The organism is Blastococcus sp. SYSU DS0510 (assembly GCF_054050835.1).
This window is the reverse complement of record NZ_JBJHAC010000008.1, coordinates 77,796-95,451: the sequence shown is the minus strand read 5'-3', so window position 1 is coordinate 95,451 and position 17,656 is coordinate 77,796. Positions and strand designations below refer to the sequence as shown.

Below are 17,656 nucleotides of genomic sequence, written 5' to 3'. Positions count from 1 at the left end.
GGCCCCCGTCTCCCGGGCGTGGGCCGGGCGAGACGTACTGTCCGCAGGGTGAGCGATGTGCCCGCCGACCCGCCGTTGCGCGTGGTGGCCGTGACGTACTCGCCCGGGGAGTCCCTGACCGGGTTCCTGGACACCCTCCGCACGGCGACCACCCGGCCGCTCGACGTGGTCCTCGCGGACAACGGGTCCACGGACGGGGTGCCGGAGCGGGCCGCCTCCGGCGTCGCCGACGTCCGGCTGCTGCGCACCGGTGGCAACGTGGGCTACGGCGCGGCCGTGAACGCCGGGCTCGCCGACGTCCGGTCCGGGTGGGCCCTCGTGGCGAACCCTGACCTCCGCTTCGAGCCCGGGTCGGTCGACGAGCTGATCGCGGTGGCGCGGCGGTGGCCGCGGGCGGCGACCGTGGGTCCCGCCATCCGCTCGCCGGACGCCCGGCTGTACCCGTCGGCGCGTGACCTCCCCTCCTTGTCGACGGGGACCGGGCACGCCCTCCTCGGCTGGGTCTGGCCGGGCAACCCGTGGACCGCCCGGTACCGCCGGGAGCGGGAGGAGCCGCGCGAGCGGACCGCGGGCTGGCTCTCCGGCTCGTGCCTGCTGGTGGACCTCGAGGCGTTCCACTCCGTGGGCGGGTTCGATCCCGGCTACTTCATGTACTTCGAGGACGTCGACCTGGCTGCCCGGCTCGGTGAGCGCGGCTGGCTGCACGTCTACGCCCCGACCGCCGTGGTCGAGCACGAGGGCGGCCACTCGACCCGCCGCGACCCGCACCGGATGCAGCGGGTCCACCACACCAGCGCGCTGCGCTACCTGGTGCGCCGCCATCCGGGGCCGTCGCGGTTGCCGCTGCGCGTGGCCCTCCGCGCCGGGCTCGGTGGCCGGATGCTGGTCTCCTACGTGAGCGCTCGCGTGGGGGCCGGTGCACCGCCCCAGAGGTCCGCGGAGGCGCTGCCCCGCTCGCGCCGGCGTCCGTGGCGCCGGCGGGGTGACGAGGTGGGCGGGGCGTCCCCGGGATGACCGTTCGAGGACGAGGGGGGCCTCCGTGCGCCACGCAGTGATCATGGCCGGTGGCTCCGGTACGCGGCTGTGGCCGCTGTCCCGGGCCGCCCGCCCCAAGCAGCTCCTGGACGTGATCGCCGACGAGGAGCAGGGTGCCGCCACCGGTGCCCCGCGTGGTGCCCACAGCCTGCTCGCCGAGGCGTTCGCCCGTCTCGAGGCGGTGCTGCCCGCCGAGCGGATCTGGGTCTGCACCGCGGCCGGCTACGGCGAGCAGGTGCGCACCGCGCTGCCGCGGCTCGGTGCCGACCGGCTGATCCTCGAACCCGTCCCCCGGGACACGGCGAACGCCGTGGGGCTCGCCGCCGCGCTGGTCGCGGACGTGGATCCGGACGCCGAGCTCGCGGTCGTCAGCGCCGACCACGTCATCCGCCCGGTCGAGCGCTTCGCCACGGTGCTGCGCACCGCGTTCGAGGTGCTCCGCGACCGGCCACGTGCGCTGGTCACGCTCGGCATCACCCCGACCGGCCCGGCCACCGGGTTCGGGTACGTGCGGCGCGGTGCATCCAGCGGCACCGCCGGCGTGGCCGAGGTCGACTCCTTCCGGGAGAAGCCCGACCTGGCGACGGCGCGGCAGTACCTGGCCTCGGGGGAGTACCTCTGGAACTCGGGCATGTTCGTCTGGCGGGCGGGCACGGTCCTCGAGGCGCTGGCCGAGCACCTGCCGGCGTCGGCCGAGGGGCTGGCGCGCATCGTGGCCGCACCGGCGGGGCAGGCGCGCGACGCCGTGCTCGCCGCGGTCTTCCCGACCCTGCCGAAGATCAGCGTGGACTACGCGGTGCTCGAGCCGGCCGCCGCCGAACCCGGGCGGGTGCTGGTCGCGGACCTCGACGTCGACTGGCTGGACGTCGGCTCCTGGCCCGCGCTGGCCCACACCCTGGACCACGACGGCGACGGCAACGCCGTCAGCGGGCTCGCCGTCCTCCTCGACAGCTCCGGCAACGTCGTCTTCAGCGACGACCCCGACCACCTGGTGGCGCTGGTGGGGGTGCGCGACAGCGTCGTGGTGCACACCGCGGACGTGACCGCGGTCTGCCCCGTCGCCGAGGCCGAGCGGGTGAAGCAGCTGCTGACCGCGGTGGAGGAGCGACACGGCCGTCGCTTCAGCTGACCGCCGTGGTTGGCTGCGGGACATGAAGAACTTCGACGTCGCAGCCGTGGTCAGCGGCGGGGCCTCCGGTCTCGGGGAGGCCACCACGAGAGCCCTCGCCGCCCGGGGTGCCGCGGTCACGATCATGGACCTGAACGAAGAGCGGGGGCAGGCGCTCGCCGCGGAGCTGGGTGGGCACACCACCTTCATCCGCACCGATGTCACGGACGAGGCCTCGGTGCAGGCCGCCGTCGCCGAGGCGACCGGCAAGGACCGGCCGCTGCGGATCGCGATCAGCTGCGCCGGGATCGGCCTGGCGCAGCGCACGGTCGGACGCAACGGTGAGCCGCACGAGCTGGGCGGGTTCACGCGGGTCCTGGGCGTGAACCTGATCGGCACCTTCAACGTCCTCCGCCTGGCCGCCGCGGCGATGGCGCAGACCGAGCCGGGCGAGGAAGGAGAGCGCGGCGTCGTCGTCAACACGGCCTCGATCGCCGCGTTCGACGGCCAGATCGGCCAGCTGGCGTACTCGGCGTCCAAGGGAGGCGTCGTCGGCATGACCCTGCCGGCGGCCCGTGACCTCTCCAGCGTGGGCGTGCGCGTCTGCACCATCGCGCCCGGGCTCGTGGACACGCCGCTGCTCGGCTCGCTGCCCGAGGAGGCGCGGGCGGCGCTCTCCGCGGGCATACCCTTCCCCAAGCGGCTCGGCCGTCCGTCGGACTTCGCCGAGCTCGCGCTCGCCATCGTCGAGAACGGTTACCTCAACGGGGAGGTCATCCGGATGGACGGTGCGCTGCGCATGGCCCCCCGCTGAGCACCCGGAGCACCTCCTGAGCACGAGCACGACCCCGGCCACCCGGGCCGCCGAGCACACGGTGGCCTGGGTGCCGGGCTGGCCGCTGGACGTGGGGCGGGCGTTGTCGCCGCACCGCCGGGGAGCGGCAGATCCCACGATGCAGGTCGCCGAGGGCCGTCTGTGGCGGACCACGACCACGGTCGAGGGGCCGGCCACGGTGGCGATCAGCCGCGACGCGGGTGCGGTGCGGGTCGACGCGTGGGGTCCCGGGGCCGAGCGCGCGGCGGCGGCCGTGCCGGGCTGGCTGGGTGCCGACGACCGGCCGGAGGAGTTCCGTCCGGGGGGAGCGCACCCGCTGGTGGCCGAGCTCCACCGTGCGCACCCGGGACTGCGGCTGGGGCGCACCGGCCGCGCGTGGGATGCGCTGGTGCCCGCCGTCCTGGAGCAGAAGGTGACGACGGCGGAGGCCTACCGGGTCTTCCGCGAGCTGTGCCGCCTCGCGGGTGAGCCGGCACCCGGCCCCGCTCCTCAGGGCATGCGCGTGGTGCCGTCGGCGCGCCGGGTGCTCGAGGTGACCGACTGGGAGTGGCACCGCTGCGGTCTCGACGGGGCCCGGCGCCGCGCACTGCGGGCGGTGGCCGGGGTCGCGCACCGGCTGCAGGTCGACGAGGGGTGCGACTCGGCCGAGCTGCAGCGGCGGTTGCGGACGGTCCCCGGCGTCGGTGTCTGGACCGCGGCCGAGGTCGTCCAGCGGGCGTGCGGCGACCCCGACGCGGTGAGCGTCGGGGACTACCACCTGAAGAACGTGGTCGGCTTCGCGCTCACCGGGCGGCGGCACACCGACGACGAGGAGATGCTCGCGCTGCTGGAGCCCTGGCGCGGCCAACGGCAGCGGGTGGTGCGGTTGCTCCTGGCGGGCGGGCCACGGCGCCCCCGGCGTGGCCCGCGCTTCGCGCCGACCGACCACCGGCGCATCTGAACCAAGCGGGCGAGTCACCACTCATCGTGGCGACGCGCCACGCGTTGGGCGGTCGTTCAGGCTGTACCTTCCGGCGTGCGCGGACCGCGGCGGCCATGCCGGAAGGGGCGGCAGAACGCTGAGGAGTGACGTGCGCACGTGCAGGTCTGTGCTCGTGGTCCTGCTGGCCGCTGTCGGGCTCACCGTCGCCTCCGGCGCGGCCGCGTCCGTGCCGCTGGAGCCGGTCGGCAGCTTCGACTCGGCCGGCTACGTCGACCGGCTGATCGTCAACGGCTGGACCTTCGATCCGGAGACGTCGGCGGCCATCTCCGTGCACGCCTACGTCGACGGGCGGTGGGCTGCTTCCGGCACGGCTGACGGGAACCGTCCGGACGTGGCCACCGTCCACCCGTCCTACGGGGCCGCCCACGGTTGGTCTCTCGACCTCGGGTCGCTCCCCCCAGGACCGCACCGGGTCTGCGTGTACGCGATCAACGTCGGGCGCGGGGAGACCAACCCGCTGCTCGGGTGCCGTGACGTGGTGGTGCCCGGCGGCGGCCAGGACCCGATCGGGAACGTGGAGTCCGCCCGGTACGAGGGCCGGTTGCTCCTGCGCGGCTGGGCTCTGGATCCCGAGACCTACGAGCCGATCTGGGTGAGGGGCACGGTGGACGGCCTCCCGATCTCCTACGAGCTGGCCGACCGATGGCGGCCGGACGTCGAGGCTGCCCACCTGGGCACCGGTCCCTGGCACGGCTGGGAGATCGACGCGGGTCCACTGCTGGCGGGGGTGCACCGGGCCTGCATCACGGCGGTGAACGTCGGCGGCGGCACGGGGGACACCCTGCTCGGTTGCTGGGACTTCACCGTCGCTCCGGATCCGGGGCTCAACCCGGTCGGCAGCCTCGACGGTGTGGAGCTCACCGATCGCGGGCTCCTGGTGCGGGGCTGGACCTTCGACCCGGAGACGCCGGCGCCCATCTCGGTCGCCGTCCAGGTGGGCGTCCCGGTCGTCCGTGCGTTGCGGGCGGAGCATCCGCGTCACGACGTGGCCGCCGTCTACCCCTCCTACGGCCCGCACCACGGTGTCCAGGTGCTCGTGGACACGCCCCCGCGGGGAACGCACCGGGTGTGCCTCCTCACGTCGAACCTCGGTGGGGGCACGGTCCGCGAGGTGTACCTGGGCTGCCGGACGGTCACGGTCCCGCACGACGGCGGGCCCCAGACCCCGCCGCGACCGCCGTACCGGTCCTGCACGGACTTCGCGACGCGCGCGGCGGCGCAGCAGTTCTTCGAGGAAGCCCTGCCGTACTACGGCGACGTGAACCACCTCGACCCGGACAACGACCTGGTGGCCTGCGAACCCGAGGAGCTGTGACTGCCGGCTGACCGTCGGGCTCGACGAGGTCTGCCTGGCACCACGATCGACTCTTCGGGAAGGGCACGACATGGTGCCCCCGCAGCTCAATCGCCACTCCCGGCCCACGAGTGCGGTGCCTCATCGCGAGAGCGTCCTGCGGACATCGAGGCGGGCTACTTTCCGTGCGGCCACTGCCCGGTGGCGAGAAGAAACGGGGAGCAATGCGCAAATTCGGCGTCGCAGTCACTGCGGCGATGATGGTTGTCGGCTTGAGCGGGTCGGCCGCAGCCGCCTCGCCGCTCAATCCGGTGGGGAACGTGGACGGATTCAGCTACAACGGCCGACTCCATGTCAGCGGCTGGACCTTCGACCCGGAGACGGCCGCCGCCATCGACGTCCACGCCTACGTCGACGGCCGTCTCGCAGCGACGGCCACGGCCGACGACCCCCGATACGACGTTGCGGCCGCCTACCCGTCGTACGGGCCGCTGCACGGCTGGGCCCTCGACCTGGGCTCGTTGAGCAGCGGTGGACACCAGGTCTGCGTCTACGCGATCAACGTCGGGATCGGTGACGCCAATCCGCTCCTGGGTTGCCGGAACGTCACCGTCGGCGGGTCCGCAGCGCTGAACCCCGTGGGCAACCTCGAGCAGGTCGCCCTGATCGGCCAGGGTCTCTACTTCCGGGGCTGGACCCTCGACCCGGAGACTCCGGCCCCGATCAACGTCCACGCGTACGTGGACGGGGTGTTCGCCGCGGACGTGGCAGCCGGGCAGAGCCGGGCCGACATCGCCGCGGTCTTCCCTGCGTACGGCCCGCACCACGGTTTCTCAGGGATCCTGACCCCGCCGCTCCCCGGCGTCCACCAACTCTGCCTGTACGCGATCAACGTGGGGGATGGCACGCGGAACCCGGTACTCGGCTGCCGGTCCTTCACCGTCTCGCACTTCAACTTCGGCGCTACCGCCACGCTCCCCTACGGAGTCGCTGTCACGGTGCAGCAGCCGCAGCGGGTGCACGTCTCCTCGACGGCTGCGCCATCGCCGTCGGCCGGCTATGTCGGAGTGCTCTTCACCATCACCTTCACGAACAAGACATCGACGACCTTCCAGCCGCTCGATGACGTCATGCTGACCAGTGGAGGTGCGGGGAACGCCGCGTCGCTCACCTTCGACAGCGGTGGATCGGACCCGGACAACTACTTCTCCGGCTCCATCCCACCGGGCGGCAGCCTGACCGCGACGTTCCTGTTCCAGGTGCTCGAGAGCGAGGCCGGTCAGCTCCGCCTGGAGGTCGCGCCGGACTTCTTCGAGGACTCGGTCTTCTTCGGCGGCGCGGTCTGATCCGCGGCCGAGCTGCGGCCGGGGACCCTCAGGTCTCCGCCCGCAGCTCGGCGTACCGGGCCGCGCACTGCTCCATGGTCGGCAGGATCCCCTGCTCCCGCGCCTCGGCCAGCGACGGGGCGGCCTGGTCCTTGGCCGAGAACTCGAACTCCATGTCCCCGGGCCACGGGAGGTCGAGCTCGGGGTCCATCGGGTTGATCCCGAACTCGCGGCCGGGGGAGTAGCCGGAGGACACCAGGTAGGTGACGGAGCTGTTGTCGGCCAGCGACACGAACGCGTGGCCCAGACCCTCGGCGAGGTAGACCGCCCTCGGCTGCTCGCTGTCGAGGAGGACGGAGTCGTGCACCCCGAAGGTCGGCGAGCCGACCCGGACGTCGACGATCACGTCGAGCACCTTGCCGCTGGGGCAGTACACGTACTTGGCCTGCCCCGGGGGGACCAGCGCGAAGTGCACGCCCCGGAGCACCCCGCGGGCGGAGACGCTGTGGTTGGCCTGGGCCAGCGTGAGGCCGAAACCGGTCGCCCCGGAGAGGACGTCGGCCCGGTACCACTCGGTGAAACGACCCCGCGAGTCCCCGTGCGGCACGAGGTCGAGCACGTAGCTGTCCGGGACGGCGAGTTCGCGGATCTCCATGCCGGCAACCTACCTACCGCCCCGTCGACGTCGCCCGGTCACGGTCGGTGCGGGCTGCCCAGCCAGAGCCTGCCGACGAGTGACGTCCCCCCGGCGGTGGCCGCCGGCTCCCAGCGGGTGGCCCAGCCCTCGGCGTGCAGCTGCACGATCGCGGCGCCGACCAGGGCACCGGCGTTGAGGGCGCTCGTCGTCGTCACCGCATCGGGGAGGTGGACGTCGACGGCGCCGTCGCCCTCGCCGCCGTGCCGGAGCACCACGGGGAACTCCGGCAGCGCCGCGCTGGCCACCCGGAACGCCGCCGCTGCGGCCTCCCGGTCCCCGGGGCGCGGCACGAGTTCGGTGGCGGGCTCGCGCGAGCCCACCAGGTCCCGCGCGCCGTAGGGGAACAGGTCGTCGGCCGGCAGGCGCACCAGCGGCCGGGTGCCCTCGTCGGCGTCCTCGGCGGGGGAGTGCAGGGGGAGCCCGCGCACCACCGCGACCGGGACGCCGGCCAGCTTGCCCTTCACGAGGTCCGCGGCGGAGGCGAGCTCGTCGACCACCGCGACCCGGGTGGTCTCCAGCCGGTTGCCGTGGGCGTCGACGGTGCCGCGGTGGTCGTCCAGGGCGGTGATCCCGGCCGCGCCGACCGCGACGTCGGTCAGCCCTTCGCGCCAGGTGCGGCCGAAGGTGTCGCTCACCACGACGGCGACGTCGACCCCGGCGAGCTCGCGCAGCCGGGTCCGCAGCCGCCGGGCGGAGGCGTCGCCGTCCTCCGGGAGCAGCACCAGGGTGTCCGCGGCGACGTTGGACGCGTCGATGCCGGCGGCCGCGACCACCCAACCCTGCCGGGTCTGCACGATCTTCAGCGGTCCGCGGCGGGCGAGCACCCGCACCGTCTCGGCGTCGATCGCCCGCTGCCGGACGGCCTCCCGGTCGGCCCCGGGCTCGACGCGGACCAGCCGCCCCTCCACCTTCGAGACCACCTTCGAGGTGACGACGACGACGTCGCCGTCGGCGAGCCAGGGCGCGGCCGCCGCGACCGCCCCGGCCAGGTCGTCGCCCGGTGCGAACTCCGGCAGCCCGGCGACGGGCAGCACCGAGACGCCGGCCGGCAGAAGGCCCCCGCTCACCGGGCGCAGGCGTCGAGCGCGGCGCGGGCCAGGGCCGTCGTCGCGTCGGGGGAGGACATGAGCAGCGGCAGGCGCCGCACGTCGACGCCCGGGACCTCTGCGGGGTCGTCCTCGGCGACCAGCCAGGCGTCGAGCAGGCCGCCGTCGGCGCGGGCGCCGTAGTGCCGGCCGACGCCCCCGGCGCTCACCTCGATGCCGAGGACGGGCAGGCAGCGGTCGGCCATGCCGCGCACGACCGCGCCGCCGACGACGGGGGAGACGCCCGCGATCCGGGCCGGGGAGGCCAGCAGGGCGTCCCGGAGCCCCGGCACGCCCAGGACGGTGCCGATGGACACCACGGGGTTCGACGGCGCGAGCAGGACGGCGTCGGCGGCGGCCAGCGCCTCGACGACACCCGGCGCCGGGCGAGCCGCCTCGACACCGATCTGCACGAAGGCGGCGGGGTCGAGGGCCGCGTGGTGGCGCACCCACCACTCCTGGAAGTGGATCGCCCGCTGCCGGCCGTCCTCGGGATCGGTGACGACGACGTGGGTCTCGACCCGCTGGTCGCTCATGGGCAGCACCGTCACGCCGGGCTGCCAGCGGTCGGCCAGCGCCGCGGTCACCGCCGAGAGCGGGTAGCCCGCGTCGAGCATCCGGGTGCGGATCAGGTGCGTGGCCAGGTCCCGGTCACCGAGGCCGAACCAGTCGGGGTCGGCGCCGTAGGCGGCGAGCTCCTGCTTGACCGTCCAGGACTCGTCGGCCCGCCCCCAGCCGCGCTCCTCGTCGATCCCGCCGCCGAGGGTGTAGACCACCGTGTCCAGGTCGGGGCAGATGCGCAGTCCGTGCAGCGTCACGTCGTCGCCGGTGTTGACCACGGCCGTGATCTCGGCCCCGGGAGCCGCGGCGCGGACCCCACGCAGGAACCGAGCCCCTCCGGTACCACCGGCCAGCACGACGATCTGCACGAAACGCATCGTGCCCGATGAGCACTTGTCGACTGTTCGCCGGGCGTGTCGGCGGGTGCCACGAGATGTGACGAACGCCCTGGTGCGGATGGGGCTGGTGTGGCGTGTCGCTTACACCGGGCGAAGTTGACGGCCGGGCAACGACACGCGTGTAATTCCCGCGGTGTCGACGAGTGCTGAACGGCCCGGGGACGTCCTGCCGGCCGCGCACCGTGACGAGAGCGAGAGGGGACGCACCGTCATGGCAGAGGTGTCGTGGTTGAGCGACTACGTGAACGGCTCGGAGCGGTCGACCGACCGGCCGGCGGGCTCCGGGCACGGTTCGGGCACGGCCCTGGGCCAGGGCACGGGGCAGCCGTTCGTCGGTTTCCTCGGGTTCGGCCTGGAGGCCGACACCCAGTCGTGGCAGGAGCGCGCGCTCTGCGCCGAGACCGACCCGGAGGCGTTCTTCCCCGAGAAGGGCGGCTCCACCCGCGAGGCGAAGAAGATCTGCACCGGCTGCGAGGTCAAGGCTGAGTGCCTGGAGTACGCCCTCGCCAACGACGAGCGCTTCGGCATCTGGGGCGGCCTCTCCGAGCGCGAGCGGCGCCGCCTGCGCCGCCGCGCCGTCTAAGGACCTCCCTGCCCCCCACTGCTCGCGCGCTCGCAGCGGGCCCCTGCAGGGAGGCCGTTCCAGCAACTCACCTCAGCCGCCGGCGCCCCTCGCCGGCGGCTGTGGTTCTGTTCGGGGCATGGTCGCCCGGATCGCCGTCGGTCGAGCCCGGGTGGTCCGCGAGATCCGGGCCGCGGAGCCGCTCGCCGCGGCGCTGAAGGCGCCGCTGACCGCCCGCGCGCCGTGGCTGACCGCCGTGCTCAACGACGGCGCCACGCGGTGGCCCCCCGCCCGCCCGGCCGCCGTCGTCGTCGACGGCCCCGCGGGCGGCCCACCCCTCGCGGCGGCCTTCCTGGACCTCCGGCGGCGCGGCCTCGTCACCGCGGTCACCGTGCTCGGGCAGCGGCGGCCACCCCTGCCCGGTGGCCGGCCCACGGCGCGGCTCCCGGCGCGCGACGATGAGGCCGCGGAGCTGCTGGCCGCCGGAGTGTTCGCCCTGCTGGACTCCCTGCGCGGCCCCTGGTCGCTGCGGCTCACCGGGCTGCCGCTCGGCGACCCCACCGTCCGTGCGATGTCCGCGCGCCTCCCCACCGCGGTCGTGGCCAACGCCCGGAGCTCGCGCCTGGTCGACGGGCTGGAGGAGGTGGGTGCGGTGCACCGCTCCCGCGATCCCCGGGAGCTGGAGCGGTGGTTGCCGCACCTCCTGCAGGCGGAACCCGATCGCCGGACGCGCGACCACCTCCGGAGCGTGGCCCGGCTGCACGCCGCCGTCGGCCGGGTGGAGGTCGCGGTCGTGCGGCAGGGCGGGCGTGCACGCGCCGGTCTGCTCACCCTCGTCGAGGGGGACGACCGCTGGCCGTGGTGGGGCAGTGCCCCCGACGGCGGGCTGCGGACCGAGCTGGGCGCGCCGGTCGTCGCGCTCACCGCGCCGGCCCGGTCCTGGCCGCGCTGAGGTCGGCGCTGCGGAACGCGCGGCGGGATGCGGTTCGGTTACCGTCGATCCGGACACGACAGCCCGCTGGACGGCGGGTGCCGGTCGGGGCGTCGCCTCGACGGGAGGCGACGACGAAGGGTTCAGCAAGCGATGCGCATGCTCGTCACCGGGGGTGCCGGGTTCATCGGCGCCAACTTCGTGCACCAGACGCTGCGCGAGCGGCCCGAGTACGAGGTGGTCGTGCTCGACGCACTCACCTATGCCGGGAACGAGGCCTCCCTGGAGGGGGTCCGCGACCAGATCGAGTTCCTCCACGGGTCGGTGGCCGACGCCGACGTCGTCGACCGGCTGGTGGGCCGCAGCGACGTCGTCGTGCACTTCGCCGCGGAGAGCCACAACGACAACTCGCTGCGGGACCCCTCGCCGTTCCTGGAGACCAACGTCGTCGGCACGTTCACCCTGCTCGAGGCGGTGCGCCGGCACGGCGTGCGCTACCACCACATCTCCACCGACGAGGTCTACGGCGACCTGGAGCTCGACGACCCGGCGAAGTTCACGCCGGAGACGCCGTACAACCCCAGCAGCCCGTACTCCTCGACCAAGGCCGGCTCGGATCTGCTGGTACGGGCGTGGGTGCGCTCCTTCGGCATCCACGCCACGATCTCGAACTGCTCGAACAACTACGGGCCCTACCAGCACGTCGAGAAGTTCATCCCGCGCCAGATCACCAACGTGCTCTCCGGCCTCCGGCCCAAGCTGTACGGCGCCGGCGAGAACGTGCGCGACTGGATCCACGTGGACGACCACAACTCCGCCGTGCACACGATCCTGGACAAGGGCCGCTCGGGTGAGACCTACCTCATCGGCGCCGACGGCGAGAGGAACAACCTCGAGGTCCTGCGGCTGATCCTGGAGCTGACCGGGCAGCCGGCCGACGCCTTCGACCACGTCACCGACCGGGTGGGCCACGACCTGCGCTACGCCATCGACGCCACCAAGCTGCGCAGCGAGCTGGGCTGGACCCCGCGTTACACCGAGTTCGGCGACGGCCTGGCGGCGACCATCGACTGGTACCGGGGCAACGAGGACTGGTGGCGGCCGCAGAAGGAGCAGGTCGAGGCCGCCTACGCCGCGCGCGGCCAGTGAACGCCGTCGTCCTGGGCGCGGGCGGGCAGCTGGGCCGGGCGCTGGGGCGGGAGTTCCCCGGCGCGGTCGCCCTCGACCGGGCCGCCCTCGACGTCACCGATCCCGCCGCCGTGGCGGCGTTCGACTGGAGCGGCTTCGACGTCGTGCTGAACGCCGCCGCGTGGACGGCGGTCGACGCCGCGGAGGACCCGGCGAACCTGGCCGCGGTCCGCGCCGCGAACGTCGACGCCGTCGGGCACCTGGCGGAGGCCGCCGACCGGGCCGGAGCGGCGTTCGTCCACATCTCCAGCGAGTACGTCTTCGACGGCACGCACCCCGGGCCCATCCCGGAGGACCTGCCGCCCTCGCCGCTGAGCGTCTACGGCCGCAGCAAGGCCGACGGCGACGCGCGTGCGGCCGCCGTCGAGCGCCACTGGCTGGTGCGCACCACCTGGGTGGTGGGGGAGGGTGGCAACTTCGTGCGCACCATGGCCGGCCTCGCCGACCGTGGCATCTCGCCGTCGGTGGTGGACGACCAGATCGGCCGGCTCACCTTCACCGCGGACCTCGCCGCCGGCATCCGGCACCTGGTGGAGACCCGGGCCCCCTACGGCACCTACAACCTCACCGGCGACGGCGAACCCGGCTCCTGGGCCGACGTCGCCCGGCTCGTGTACGCCGCCCGCGGGCGCTCCGCCGAGGACGTGACGGGGGTGAGCACCGCCGAGTACTTCGCCGGCAAGGAGGGCGTCGCACCGCGGCCGCTCAACTCCGTGCTCGACCTGGCGAAGGTCCGCGCGACGGGCTACCGGCCGCGCGGCTGGCGGGACGCGTTGGAGCAGTACCTGACCGGTTCCGTCTGAGCGGCCGGGGCGCGGACCGGCGCCGCCGTCAGCCCGCGGCGCGGACCCGGCTGCCCTCGTCGGCCGGGGCGCTCTCGGTTCCGAGCTCGAGCCGGCCGAGGACGTCCCGCCAGCCTCCGGCGGCGACCTGGTCCCCGGGGGACAGGGTCAGCTGCAGGGGGTAGACCCGGCCGGTGGGCTCCGGTGGTGACCCCGTGGGGTCCGTCCAGGTGGCCAGCTCCCCGCTGAGGAGCAACCGGCCGCCGCTCCGTTCGAGCCGCAGGTCGGGCGTCTGCACGGTGCCCTGCTCGACGGCGGCGGCGACGCACCCGGCCGCTTCCGGGTCGGGCGGAGCGACCGCGGCGAGGCAGTTGTAGGTGGGCAGGCGGATCGTCAGCCGCGTCCCGTCACCGCCGGTGGTCAGCTGCGCCTCGGGGTAGGCGGCCGTGATGCCCACGGCCCGCTGCTCGAGCACCAGGCCGGCGAACGCGAGGTCCGCCTCGAGGGTCCCGGCGTCCGGCTCCTGGCCGGCGGGGCGGGTGGCCACCGGGAGGGTGGATCGCCCCCCGTCGCCACCGGTGGCGACCACCACGGCGCCCGCCAGCGCCAGCGCGGTGACGGCGGCGCCGGCCGCTACCCACCACCGGCGTGCGGTGGCACCGCTGAGCGGGGCGGGTGGTTCCGGCGCGAGACCGACCCAGCCGGCGGCCCGCGGCGGCTCCTCCCGGGTGCCCGGCGGGTGCTCCAGGAAGTCCGCCAGGTCGTCGACGCGGGCGCGCGACCGATCGCGCGCGCGGTCGCGGGTGGATCCGGCCCACGCCAGGGCGAGCGCCACGACGACGGCCCCGAGTGCGATCCCCACGGATGCGGTGCCGACGTCCATCACGCCCAGCATCCCAGCAGCGCCTGCCGGGCAGTCGGCACACCGGTCCGGGCCGCCGGGCGATCAGCCCGCGGGGTCGATCTCCTCGGGGTCGCGGCCCAGCAGGGTGGCCACCTGGTCGACGACGACGTCGCGCACCAGGTCGGCGAGGTCCTCGCGGTCGTGCGCGCGCAACTCCAGCGGCCGCCGGTAGACCACGATCCGCGGCGGCACGTCCTCGCCCTTCTCGCGGCGGGCCGGCAGCAGGCGGGCGAGGGGGACGCCCGCGTCGTCGAGCACGTCGGCGTCCAGCAGCGCATCGTCGGGATCGGTGTGCTCCACCCACGGCACGTCCTCGACGGCGAACTCGACGCCGGCCAGCTCACGCTCCCAGCGGCGCTCCAGGTCCTCGACCGCGTCCAGCACCAGGTCGTCGAACTGCTCGGCGCGGCTGCGCGACAGCGGTACCTGGGCGGGCACCAGGCGCCCTCGCAGGCCGCGACCGTGGCGGTCGCGGCGGGAACGGGGGCGGCGGCGCGAGGGGTGGCTCATGACTGCACGCAGGGTACGGCGGGAGCCGACACGCCGGGGCCCGGGACCGTCCGCCGGAGGTTTCCCCGCATCCGGCCGTGCGGGGCCGCACCCCGCGTCCGACCGGTGACGATGCCCACGGGGTCATCGTGCAGGATGGGGCGCCACAGCCGGTTTCCCGGTGCGCCTGCTGTCGCGCACCGCCGGGCGCGATTACTGTGCCCTGCGTGAGGAACCGGTGGTGAGGCAGTCACGGCGCTGCTCGCGCAGCGGCTGCGCGCAACCGGCAGCGGCGACCCTGACCTACGTCTACGCGGAGTCGACCGCTGTCGTGGGCCCGTTGGCGACGTACTCCGAACCGCACAGCTACGACCTGTGCGAGTTCCACGCCGAGCGGCTGACCGTCCCGCGCGGCTGGGAGGTCGTCCGGCACGAGATCGACATCGACGACGTCGGGCCGACCGGCGACGACCTGCTCGCCCTCGCCGATGCCGTCCGCGAGGCCGCCCGGCCCGAGCCGCCGCGCGACCCCGCCGACGACGGCAGCGGCATCCGCCGCGGCCACCTGCGGGTCCTTCCCGACCTGCCCTAGAGGGACCTCGCCCCACCCCACGACGCGCTCCGCACGCCGCGGGACCCTGGGACGAGGCCGGTTCCAGCACCTCGCCAGGCGCGCCGATAGTGTCGTGGGGTGCGAGATCTCTCGGCCCTCATCAAGGCCTACGACGTCCGCGGGGTCGTCCCCGACCAGTGGGACGAGGACGTCGCCCGCGCGATCGGCGCGGCCTTCGCCGAGTTCGTGCACGCCGAGACCGGCGCGACGGCGGTGGTGACCGCCCACGACATGCGCGAGTCATCCATCCCGCTCTCCCGCGCCTTCGCCGAGGGCGTCATCGGGCGCGGCGTCGACGTCGTCGAGGCGGGGCTGGGCTCCACCGACCTGCTGTACTTCGCCGCCGGCTCACTGGACCTGCCCGGGGCGATGTTCACGGCCAGCCACAACCCCGCGCAGTACAACGGCATCAAGCTGTGCCGGGCCGGGGCCGCCCCCATCGGCCAGGACTCCGGGCTGGTCACCATCCGCGAGTGGGCCGAGCGGGACGCCTACGAGCGCGCCCCCGAGCGGGTCGGTGCGGTGTCGTCGCGGGACGTCCTGCCCGAGTACGCCGCCCACCTGCGTTCGCTGGTCGACCTCTCCGGTATCCGGCCGCTGAAGGTCGTCGTCGACGCGGGCAACGGGATGGGCGGGCACACGGTGCCCGTCGTCCTCGCCGACCTGCCCCTGGACGTCGTCCCGATGTACTTCGAGCTGGACGGCTCGTTCCCCAACCACGAGGCCAACCCGCTGGACCCGGCGAACCTGGTCGACCTGCAGCGCGGCGTCGTGGAGCACGGCGCCGACATCGGCCTGGCCTTCGACGGCGACGCCGACCGGGTCTTCGTCGTCGACGAGCGGGGTGAGCCGGTGAGCCCGTCGGCGATCACGGCGCTGGTGGCCGTGCGGGAGCTGGCCAAGGGGCGCGGGACGACGATCATCCACAACCTGATCACCTCGCGGGCGGTGCCCGAGATCGTCCGCGAGCACGGCGGGCAGCCGGTGCGCACGCGGGTGGGGCACTCGTTCATCAAGGCCGAGATGGCCCGTACCGACGCCGTCTTCGGTGGCGAGCACTCGGCGCACTACTACTTCCGCGACTTCTGGCGGGCCGACACGGGCATGCTCGCGGCCATGCACGTGCTGGCGGCGCTGGGCGAGCAGAGCCGGCCGTTGTCCGGGCTGACCGCCGCGTACGCGCGCTACGCGGCCTCCGGCGAGATCAACTCGACGGTCGCCGACGCGGGGGAGCGGACGGCGGCGGTGCGCGAGCTCTTCGAGAAGGAGGACGGCGTGACGGTCGACGAGCTCGACGGCCTGACCGTCGAGCTGCCCGACGGCGCGTGGTTCAACCTGCGGGCCAGCAACACCGAGCCGCTGCTGCGGCTCAACGTCGAGGCGCCGGACCAGGCGCGGATGAGCGAGGTGCGCGACCGAGTGCTCGGCACCGTGCGCGCGGGACAGGAGCGGGAATGACCGGAACCCAGAGCACCCCGGCCGGCGGCCCCCTGGGGCTCGACCCCGAGCTGCTGGCGATCCTCGCCTGCCCGGACACCCACCACACGCCGCTGACCGTCGACGAGGCGGCCGGCGAGCTGGTCTGCGGCACCTGTGACCGGGCCTTCCCCGTCCGCGACGGCATCCCGGTCCTGCTGCTGGACGAGGCGCGGCAGCGCGGATGAGGACCGGCACGCGGTGACCTCGCCGGAGTTCGCCGAGGAGGTCCTCGACGACCTGGAGCTGCTGCGCGCCCGCGACCCGCGCGGCCTGCTGCCGGCCGTCGCCGGGGCGGGCGCGCAGGTGCGGGAGACCACGCGGCTGACCGAGGAGGCCGGCCTGGAACGGGTCACCGGGGGCGGCCGGCCCCGCGGGCTGGTCGTCGTCGCCCGGCGGGAGGGCGCCGTCGCCGCCTCCGTCCTGCGGGCTCTCCTCGGCCCCTCGAGCCCGGTCACCGTCGACGTGGTCCCCGGTCCGGCGCTGCCGGTGTGGACCGGCCCGAGCGACATCGCCGTCGTGGCGACCCGCACCGGGGCCGGCGCCTACGCGGTCGCGCCGGCCTACGAGGCCGCCCGCCGCGGGGTCTCCCTGGTCGGCATCGGGGGCGACGACGCACCGCTGCGCAGCGTGTGCGCCTCCGCGCGGGCGCCCTACGTGGCGCTGCCGCGCACCCGGGTCCGGCACGCCACCCTGTGGTCGCTGCTCACCCCGATGCTGCAGCTGGCCACCGACCTCGGGCTGCTGGCGCAGGGGGTGGCCGACCCGGAGGTGGTCGCGGCCGCGCTGGACGAGGTGGCCGGGGAGTGCGGCCCGGCGCGGGAGACGTTCGTGAACCCGGCCAAGAGCCTGGCCCTGGAGCTGCTCGACGCACTGCCGGTGATCGCCTCGGAGGGGCCGCTGGCGGGCGCTGCCGCCACCCGGATCGCCGACCAGCTCGCCACCCTCGCGGGTCTGCCGGCCACCGAATTCCGGCTGCCCGACCAGCGGGTGGCCGCCTGCGCCGTCCTCGGGGGGCCGCTGGCGCCCCAGGACGCCGCCGACGACTTCTTCCGCGACCGCGCCGACGACACCGGCCGGCGGCTGCGGCTGCTGACGATCCGCGACAGCGAGGCCGGCGGGCAGGACGACGCCGGGGAGCGGGAGCCGCGCTCGGCGGGGGAGGCGATGCAGCAGGTGCTGAGCACCGCCGCCGCCCGCAGCGTGCCGGTCAGCGGCCTGGCCGAGCACGGGGAGCCCGAGCGGTTCGGCCGGCTGCCGCGGGTGGCGCGCCAGCTGGCGGTCGCCGACTTCAGCGCCGTCTACCTCGCGCTCGCCCTCGATCTCGAGCGCGCCCAGCGCCCCTGAGGACGCGCGCGGGCCCCGGACGGTCCACCATCATTGCGACAGCA

General features: G+C 74.8%; 19 protein-coding genes. 14 read left to right on the top strand and 5 right to left on the bottom strand.

Features of this window, described 5'->3' with window-relative positions; all coding sequences use genetic code 11:
• Positions 1-48: 48 nt before the first annotated feature.
• From ACI79P_RS08765 to ACI79P_RS08740, 6 genes are all read left to right on the top strand, one after another.
• Positions 49-1,014: a glycosyltransferase family 2 protein gene (locus ACI79P_RS08765; protein ID WP_456580651.1), complete on the top strand. Its 966-nt coding sequence runs from the start codon at positions 49-51 to the stop codon at positions 1,012-1,014.
• A gap of 25 nt (positions 1,015-1,039) precedes the next feature.
• The gene (locus ACI79P_RS08760) at positions 1,040-2,164 is read left to right on the top strand and encodes a mannose-1-phosphate guanylyltransferase (protein ID WP_456580650.1); all 1,125 of its coding nucleotides are present in this window, start codon (positions 1,040-1,042) and stop codon (positions 2,162-2,164) included.
• A gap of 22 nt (positions 2,165-2,186) precedes the next feature.
• Positions 2,187-2,957 (top strand): SDR family NAD(P)-dependent oxidoreductase, encoded by a 771-nt coding sequence (locus tag ACI79P_RS08755; protein WP_456580649.1) that lies wholly within the window; start codon positions 2,187-2,189, stop codon positions 2,955-2,957.
• Entirely contained in the window at positions 2,932-3,918 is a 987-nt protein-coding gene (locus ACI79P_RS08750; RefSeq protein ID WP_456580648.1) for a DNA-3-methyladenine glycosylase family protein, read from the top strand. The genes ACI79P_RS08755 and ACI79P_RS08750 overlap by 26 nt, the downstream gene beginning before the upstream one ends.
• Positions 3,919-4,048: 130 nt before the next feature.
• Positions 4,049-5,275 carry an excalibur calcium-binding domain-containing protein gene (locus tag ACI79P_RS08745; RefSeq protein ID WP_456580647.1) on the top strand — a complete coding sequence of 409 codons (1,227 nt, stop codon included), beginning with the start codon at positions 4,049-4,051 and terminating at the stop codon, positions 5,273-5,275.
• A 164-nt stretch (positions 5,276-5,439) separates the two neighbouring features.
• Complete coding sequence (locus ACI79P_RS08740) at positions 5,440-6,600, top strand: hypothetical protein (protein ID WP_456580646.1); 1,161 nt, start codon at positions 5,440-5,442, stop codon at positions 6,598-6,600.
• A 28-nt stretch (positions 6,601-6,628) separates the two neighbouring features.
• Here the strand turns inward: ACI79P_RS08740 and ACI79P_RS08735 are convergent, their stop codons facing one another.
• The 3 genes from ACI79P_RS08735 to cofD are packed head-to-tail and all read right to left on the bottom strand — an operon-like array spanning position 6,629 to position 9,290.
• Entirely contained in the window at positions 6,629-7,234 is a 606-nt protein-coding gene (locus ACI79P_RS08735; RefSeq protein ID WP_456580645.1) for a dTDP-4-dehydrorhamnose 3,5-epimerase family protein, read from the bottom strand.
• A 38-nt stretch (positions 7,235-7,272) separates the two neighbouring features.
• Positions 7,273-8,343, bottom strand: a complete 1,071-nt coding sequence (locus ACI79P_RS08730; protein ID WP_456580644.1) for a coenzyme F420-0:L-glutamate ligase — start codon at positions 8,341-8,343, stop codon at positions 7,273-7,275.
• Positions 8,340-9,290, bottom strand: coding sequence for a 2-phospho-L-lactate transferase (gene cofD, locus ACI79P_RS08725; RefSeq protein WP_456580643.1), 951 nt, complete (start codon positions 9,288-9,290; stop codon positions 8,340-8,342). The genes ACI79P_RS08730 and cofD overlap by 4 nt, the downstream gene beginning before the upstream one ends.
• Positions 9,291-9,672: 382 nt before the next feature.
• Here cofD and ACI79P_RS08720 point away from each other — a divergent pair, with 382 nt between their 5' ends.
• The 4 genes from ACI79P_RS08720 (at position 9,673) to ACI79P_RS08705 (ending at position 12,804) form a co-directional block, all read left to right on the top strand.
• On the top strand, positions 9,673-9,903 hold the full coding sequence (locus ACI79P_RS08720) for a WhiB family transcriptional regulator (protein ID WP_456580700.1): 231 nt from the start codon (positions 9,673-9,675) through the stop codon (positions 9,901-9,903).
• 118 nt (positions 9,904-10,021) lie between these two features.
• Positions 10,022-10,834, top strand: a complete 813-nt coding sequence (locus ACI79P_RS08715) for a GNAT family N-acetyltransferase (RefSeq protein WP_456580642.1) — start codon at positions 10,022-10,024, stop codon at positions 10,832-10,834.
• Positions 10,835-10,966: 132 nt separating this feature from the next.
• Positions 10,967-11,962 (top strand): dTDP-glucose 4,6-dehydratase, encoded by a 996-nt coding sequence (gene rfbB, locus ACI79P_RS08710; protein ID WP_456580641.1) that lies wholly within the window; start codon positions 10,967-10,969, stop codon positions 11,960-11,962.
• The gene (locus tag ACI79P_RS08705) at positions 11,959-12,804 is read left to right on the top strand and encodes an SDR family oxidoreductase (protein ID WP_456580640.1); all 846 of its coding nucleotides are present in this window, start codon (positions 11,959-11,961) and stop codon (positions 12,802-12,804) included. Before rfbB ends, ACI79P_RS08705 begins: the two co-directional genes overlap by 4 nt.
• A 28-nt stretch (positions 12,805-12,832) precedes the next feature.
• On the opposite strand, the gene ACI79P_RS08700 is transcribed toward ACI79P_RS08705, so the two are convergent.
• Positions 12,833-13,666, bottom strand: a complete 834-nt coding sequence (locus tag ACI79P_RS08700) for a hypothetical protein (protein WP_456580639.1) — start codon at positions 13,664-13,666, stop codon at positions 12,833-12,835.
• Positions 13,667-13,729: 63 nt separating this feature from the next.
• Entirely contained in the window at positions 13,730-14,197 is a 468-nt protein-coding gene (locus ACI79P_RS08695; RefSeq protein WP_456580638.1) for a metallopeptidase family protein, read from the bottom strand.
• Between the two features lie 220 nt (positions 14,198-14,417).
• Between ACI79P_RS08695 and ACI79P_RS08690 the strand changes: the two genes are divergently transcribed.
• From ACI79P_RS08690 to ACI79P_RS08675, 4 genes are all read left to right on the top strand, one after another.
• A complete protein-coding gene (locus ACI79P_RS08690; RefSeq protein WP_456580637.1) occupies positions 14,418-14,768 on the top strand; it encodes a DUF3499 domain-containing protein in 351 nt (116 codons plus the stop codon).
• A 99-nt stretch (positions 14,769-14,867) separates the two neighbouring features.
• Positions 14,868-16,247 (top strand): phosphomannomutase/phosphoglucomutase, encoded by a 1,380-nt coding sequence (locus ACI79P_RS08685; protein WP_456580636.1) that lies wholly within the window; start codon positions 14,868-14,870, stop codon positions 16,245-16,247.
• Positions 16,244-16,453 carry a Trm112 family protein gene (locus ACI79P_RS08680; protein ID WP_456580635.1) on the top strand — a complete coding sequence of 70 codons (210 nt, stop codon included), beginning with the start codon at positions 16,244-16,246 and terminating at the stop codon, positions 16,451-16,453. The genes ACI79P_RS08685 and ACI79P_RS08680 overlap by 4 nt, the downstream gene beginning before the upstream one ends.
• 13 nt (positions 16,454-16,466) lie before the next feature.
• A complete protein-coding gene (locus ACI79P_RS08675) occupies positions 16,467-17,612 on the top strand; it encodes an SIS domain-containing protein (protein WP_456580634.1) in 1,146 nt (381 codons plus the stop codon).
• The last annotated feature ends 44 nt before the right edge of the window (positions 17,613-17,656 follow it).

Coding starts and splice junctions, on each gene's coding strand:
- ACI79P_RS08695 (WP_456580638.1), bottom strand. CDS start 14,197: ATGAGCCACCCCTCGCGCCGCCGCCCCCGTTCCCGCCGCGACCGCCAC.
- ACI79P_RS08700 (WP_456580639.1), bottom strand. CDS start 13,666: ATGGACGTCGGCACCGCATCCGTGGGGATCGCACTCGGGGCCGTCGTC.
- ACI79P_RS08755 (WP_456580649.1), top strand. CDS start 2,187: ATGAAGAACTTCGACGTCGCAGCCGTGGTCAGCGGCGGGGCCTCCGGT.
- ACI79P_RS08735 (WP_456580645.1), bottom strand. CDS start 7,234: ATGGAGATCCGCGAACTCGCCGTCCCGGACAGCTACGTGCTCGACCTC.
- rfbB (WP_456580641.1), top strand. CDS start 10,967: ATGCGCATGCTCGTCACCGGGGGTGCCGGGTTCATCGGCGCCAACTTC.
- ACI79P_RS08680 (WP_456580635.1), top strand. CDS start 16,244: ATGACCGGAACCCAGAGCACCCCGGCCGGCGGCCCCCTGGGGCTCGAC.
- ACI79P_RS08715 (WP_456580642.1), top strand. CDS start 10,022: ATGGTCGCCCGGATCGCCGTCGGTCGAGCCCGGGTGGTCCGCGAGATC.